This is a genomic window from uncultured Kiloniella sp. (genome assembly GCF_937128705.1).
In the GTDB taxonomy this organism is placed as follows: Bacteria; Pseudomonadota; Alphaproteobacteria; order Kiloniellales; family Kiloniellaceae; genus Kiloniella.
The window spans coordinates 1-5,574 of the sequence record NZ_CAKZMP010000170.1 but is presented as its reverse complement, the minus strand read 5'-3'; the positions used below and the strand labels follow the sequence as shown (position 1 = coordinate 5,574).

Genomic DNA, 5,574 nt, shown 5'->3' with positions numbered 1-5,574 from the left:
TGTGCCCGTCTACACAGCATCTGTTGATCAAAAATTAAACGAGCATGGCTACATTGTCCCAGGCTTGGGCGATGCAGGAGATCGTATTTACGGCACGAAGTAAGCTCTAATTTTTGTGGGAATGAATAAAGGCTCCGTTATTGGGGCCTTTTTTATTGATATTTTTTTCTGATCTTTTCGTAGGTGCCGTTATGTCTAATCGTACGAAGGCCACGGTTTACATCATTAATGATGCCTTGAACCTTTTCTGACTTCTTAGAAAAACAAAAATAATAAGGATGACTGACGAGCTCTTTGTAAGTTACAGGCCCTTTTTTCTCACGACTGGCTAAAGCAAATAATACTGAATCCCTATAGGAATAAACGGCGTCAACGCGCTTGTTTTCTAGCAAAGTTAATAGTTCGTTGTCATCTGATGCTTCGTAGGCATTGATATCATTGTCTATAAGTTCTTTGTGCACAGTGTAACCTCTTACACTGGCAACAGAGAGACCTTTAAGGTCGAGGACTGAATCAAACTTTTGTAAAGTTACATCTTGCGACAAGAACACTCCTTGGCTGTGGTAACCAAGAATATCTGAGAAAAGGAAATCTTTATCTCTGCCCGGGTGATAAGAACAGCCGCAGAGACCATCAACTTTCCCTTGTTGCACAAGTTTTAAAGCTCTTTGCCAAGGGTAAAACGTGTACTCAACATCCTGCCCTGCAAGGGAGAAAATTTCCAGCATTATATCGACATCTATGCCTTTGGGGCCTGTGCCTGGGTTTTCTATTTTATAGGGAGGAAAAGAGCTGCAAGCCATCGTGACTGGTTGATCCTCAGCGGCAATACTATTTTTCACCACTGGAAAAATAAATAAAAGAGACGCGATCGCAAAGATATGTTTAGGAGGTAATTTCAATAATTATGATCCATAAAATTAACAGCAGATACGGATTTAGTTTCCATCAAAACGCGGCTCTCTCTTGTCGTTAAGAGAATCCATTAGAACATCTCTATTGTAACTATAGAAATACTAATAATTCTTTACCGTTCAAGGTAGTTCTTGATGCGTATATTCTTTTGCCGGCGGGGCACTGCTCGGTGGTACAATCTTCGTAACTATCCATATAATTGTTCCGCCAGTTGCTGCCATGCCGACCATAGCAAGAAAGGCATATGAGGGATCAATGTCAAACAGCAAGCCTGAGACGAAAATTGATAGGCCCATCATCAAGCCATTAGCAATACTAGAATAAAGACTTTGCGCAGAAGCCGAGACATCTTTGGGGGCATGCTTTGTTATAAATGACATGGACCCCAGATGGGTTAGGCCGAATGTAAGAGCGTGTAAAACTTGGATGCCTATGATTAAAATCATGCTGTCACTAAACCCGAGTGTCCCCCATCTGATCATACCGGCAATACTTCCGATAATGATTAGATGTAAAGAGCGCGCACTTTTAAACAGCTTGTTACTGAATGCAAATAGGATGACTTCGGCCATAACCCCAAAGGCCCAGATAAATCCAATTAGGCTTTTGCTGTACCCCAGTGATGTTAAGTAGAGAGAGCCAAAAGCGTAGTAAGCAGCGTGGCTGCCGATAATCATACCTGCTCCTAGGATGAAGAAAAGGAAGCTTGGTTTTCTGAGGAATATTCGTGGGTTTCCTTGTGATTTTTCTTGCTCTTTAGGGAGCTGAGGCAGGATTAAGCTGAAGAATGCGACAGTAATAAGGGCGCATAAAATGAGCCAAAGCGTCCAGTTAATATCGATGGTATCTAAAAGGTAGCCAACGCCAAAACTTGTGACAATGAATGAAATAGATCCCCAAAGCCTTATCCGTCCATAATTTAAATCATAAAGTCGAACTGCCTTAAGTGTTTGGCTGTCCCCTAAAGGGATAAGCGAAAGAAAACAACAGGATGCGCCAGCTTGAAGTAAGAGGTAAAGATAAAAATCTTCAGCAAAATAAAAAGCAAAGAAGAACCCGCAAGATATTAATGCCGTTGCAAAGAGTACGGCTCTGCTATAGCCACTTTTTTCTGAAACGAAGGCAATGGCCGGTGAAACCAGCAGCATGAGGAACGGGGGTATGGAAAGTATATTTCCAATTTCTGACTTACTAAGGCCTCTTTCTGATAACCAAAGTGGCCAGAACACCAAGATAATGCCCATGGTCATGAAAACAAAGATATAAAAAAGTGAGTAGGGAACGCCAAAAGGAAGGGCGGAATCTTTGTTCATACGGATGCTCTAAATTTGGGGCGCCGGATTTAAGAGTAGAAGCGGCGCAGGAAGGGTGTTTATTCTTAATGAATACCACTTTATTGTAGAGCATCAATATTTATTGTTTAAAAGCCTGGAACATTTAATCTGATCCAGGAAATAAAAAAGGCGTTCAAAATGAACGCCTTTTTTATTTTACTTGAGTGAGCGTTCTACGCCACCTTTGCTTCCCGAAGAATAAAAGCAGGTGTGTGATCTCCAAAAGAGCTAGTAGGATTACTTGGCTCTGATGAAGGTTCTCGCTCACCAATAACTGCGGTAGGTCTGGTTTTGCGACGGGTAGCTCGTACTGGTTTTTTCGCACTACGTTTTTCGTCTGCACCGCTGTCTACAGCTGTTGTTGCCGTAGCTTCTGATGAAACATCCTCAGCAACATCATCGGATTTCTTGCGACGACGGCTTGGTTTTGTTTCTTTGGCATCACTACTTTTTGCGGTTACTTTTGTTGGGCGACGACGTCTACGGCCCTTCAAAGATGCAGCTTCTTCGTCGGTCCAGCTATCAAAGCCTTCAAGAGAAACGACGGGGATGCCGCTATTGATAGTCGTCAACACGTTACGTAACCCCTTGTAATCTTCAATTGTAGCGATTGTGAATGCTTTACCTTCACGTCCTGCGCGCCCAGTTCTACCAATTCGGTGAACATAATCTTCAGGATTAACGGGAACATCAAAATTAAATACGTGTGATACAGCTGGAATATCTAAGCCACGTGCAGCAACATCGGAGCAGACCAAAAGCTTAACTTTGCCTTCTTTAAAGTCGCTGAGAGTTTCCATACGGGACGATTGAACCATATCGCCGTGGAGAGCTGCAGCAGAAAAGCCATGTACATTCAGAGATTTATTCAGAATATCCACGTCTTTTTTTCTGTTGCAGAATAAAATCGCAGACTGAATTTCACCTTCGCTGGCCATGATTTGACGCAGAGCTTCTCGTTTTTCTTTCGGACCACCATCAATCTTGATAATCGTCTGCTCGACAGTTTCGGCAGTTGATGCCTGTTTCGTCACAGAGATTTCTTTTGGATTGCTGAGGAATTTATCAGAAAGCTTTCTGATTTCCGGGGCCATCGTTGCAGAGAAAAAGAGTGTCTGTCTTAGCGGAGGAAGCAAAGAGACAATTTTCTCCACATCGGGAATGAAGCCCATATCCAACATCCGGTCTGCTTCGTCGATAACCAACAGCTTGGTATCAACAAGCATGATCTTGCCTCTCTCGAAAAGATCGAGAAGGCGACCAGGTGTTGCAATCAGAACGTCAACGCCGCGTTCGAGGAGCTTTGTTTGCTCCGCAAAGGAAGAGCCTCCGATAAGGAGAGCTTTGCTAAGCTTGCTGTATTTTCCATAGTTTTCGAAATTTTCCGAAATCTGATGGGCAAGTTCACGTGTTGGTGTCAGGATCAAAGAACGCGGCATTCTTGCGCGCGCCCGACCACTGGACAGCATTTCGATCATAGGCAGCGTAAACGAAGCAGTTTTACCTGTCCCGGTTTGAGCACAGCCCATTACATCACGACCCATTAACACGTAGGGGATTGCTTGTTCCTGAATAGGCGTAGGTGTTGTATAGCCAACATCCTCGACAGCCTGCAGGAGTTTTGGATTTAATCCAAGATCAGAAAAGCTCATGTATTCCTTAGTTACGCTTGAGCGTTAGTCAAAAAAAAGCAGAAATGCGTAAAAACTTACGCGTGCTTTCCAGAAGCGACGTGCGCATAATACGGAAAGCTTTGAAAAAGTCAATTTGTACTGTGTTTTAGGTGCGGAAAATCGTTAAATCAGGACATAAAGTGATATTATTGTTTAATTTTAACCCTGTGATGTTTAAGTCAATAGAGGTTACTTAACTTGCTAGAGGCACTTTAAAGATGTTGATGTCTGCAGAAGATTCGGTTGTTGTTGTCATAGATGTGCAAGAGAGATTGGCACCAGCTATTCCTGAACTCCCTTCGATCCTGAAAGCCAATGAACTGGTTTTAAAAACAGCGTCCGAATTATCTGTGCCCATTCTGGTGACCGAGCAATATCCCAAAGGGCTTGGTCATACAGTTGAACAGCTACGTGATTTTTACACAGAAAAAAATGTGTTCGAAAAGATCTCTTTCAGCTCTGCCGGCTGTGCACCTTTTATGTCCGCCTTAAAAGAAACGGGACGACGTCAAGTTATCGTAACGGGTGTTGAAGCACATGTCTGTGTGCAGCAGACTGTTTTAGAATTGCTGGCAGACAGATTTGATGTTTTTGTTGTGGCTGATGCTATTGGCTCGCGTACTAATGAGAACCGACAATTGGCGTTGGATCGTATGATCAGGTCAGGTGCTGAAGTTGTTTCGAGCGAGATGGTAATGTTTGAAATGCTGAAAAAAGCAGGTACGCCTGAATTTAAAAAATTATCCAGCCTACTCAAAGAAAACGATTAATTTTATGACAGAAAAAGAACGTCTGGTGTTTCTACCAGGTTTGTTGTGTAACGAACGACTGTGGGCGCCACAGTTGGACTTTTTTAAAGACAAGTATCTTTGCGAAGTATCTGATCTAACCCAAGCAAGTTCCATAAATGAACTGGCGCTGCATGCTTTGAAGCAGGTGCGTGGCAAATTCAATCTCGTCGGGTTATCTATGGGGGGGTATGTTGCACTCGAAATTATGCGGATTGCGCCAGAGCGGGTGAAGCGCTTGGCGTTGATTGATACAAAAGCGCGTGCGGATAGCCCTGAACAAAAACGACGTAGGCGTGGCTTACTTTCATTAGCTGGGCGAGGAAAGTTTAAGGGCGTAACGCCACACTTGATGCCACTTCTTATTCATCCAAATCGAATGGATGATGTGTCTTTGACGTCTGAAATATACAAAATGGCCGAAGAGGTTGGGCAAGAAGCTTTCGTACGTCAGCAAACCGCTATTCTGGATCGTGAAAGCCATTTGGGTCTTTTACCGAAAATAAAGTGCCCGGTTCAAGTCATCTGTGGCCGGGATGACCTGATTACTCCGGTGGACTGTTCCGAAGAAATTACTTCTTTGGCGCCAAATGCCGAACTGTTGACTTTGGAAGACTGTGGGCACCTGTCGAATATCGAGTTACCAGAAAAGGTGAATGAAACTCTACAGGCGTGGCTGGAACGAAACTAAGTCTTTCAAGTTTGTTTTACTCTCTTGCAAAGCGATTGTTCGGTTAGTCGGATGTAGAGTTTTTGATCAAATGTCCTTCGACAATATATCGTAGCGGTCCCGGTGTCTGTGCATTGAAGGGCCAACAAGTTACCAAGGCTATTCTTTTCGAAGTGTTTTGGTTGTTAATGCCT

6 protein-coding genes are annotated in these 5,574 nt (G+C 43.4%); 3 read left to right on the top strand and 3 right to left on the bottom strand.

Features of this window, described 5'->3' with window-relative positions; translation table 11 throughout:
- Positions 1-103 (top strand): uracil phosphoribosyltransferase (locus tag Q0241_RS09480; protein WP_299376573.1); only part of this gene is annotated, 103 nt, incomplete at its 5' end.
- 49 nt (positions 104-152) lie between these two features.
- Here Q0241_RS09480 and Q0241_RS09475 read toward each other — a convergent pair.
- The 3 genes from Q0241_RS09475 to Q0241_RS09465 form a co-directional block, all read right to left on the bottom strand.
- Positions 153-902, bottom strand: a complete 750-nt coding sequence (locus Q0241_RS09475; RefSeq protein WP_299376570.1) for an ABC transporter substrate-binding protein — start codon at positions 900-902, stop codon at positions 153-155.
- 132 nt (positions 903-1,034) lie between these two features.
- The gene (locus tag Q0241_RS09470) at positions 1,035-2,228 is read right to left on the bottom strand and encodes an MFS transporter (protein WP_299376567.1); all 1,194 of its coding nucleotides are present in this window, start codon (positions 2,226-2,228) and stop codon (positions 1,035-1,037) included.
- A gap of 194 nt (positions 2,229-2,422) precedes the next feature.
- On the bottom strand, positions 2,423-3,901 hold the full coding sequence (locus Q0241_RS09465) for a DEAD/DEAH box helicase (RefSeq protein WP_299376564.1): 1,479 nt from the start codon (positions 3,899-3,901) through the stop codon (positions 2,423-2,425).
- A gap of 245 nt (positions 3,902-4,146) precedes the next feature.
- Between Q0241_RS09465 and Q0241_RS09460 the strand changes: the two genes are divergently transcribed.
- Positions 4,147-4,692 carry a hydrolase gene (locus tag Q0241_RS09460; protein WP_299376562.1) on the top strand — a complete coding sequence of 182 codons (546 nt, stop codon included), beginning with the start codon at positions 4,147-4,149 and terminating at the stop codon, positions 4,690-4,692.
- 4 nt (positions 4,693-4,696) lie between these two features.
- Entirely contained in the window at positions 4,697-5,401 is a 705-nt protein-coding gene (locus Q0241_RS09455; RefSeq protein WP_299376559.1) for an alpha/beta hydrolase, read from the top strand.
- Positions 5,402-5,574 lie beyond the last annotated feature (173 nt).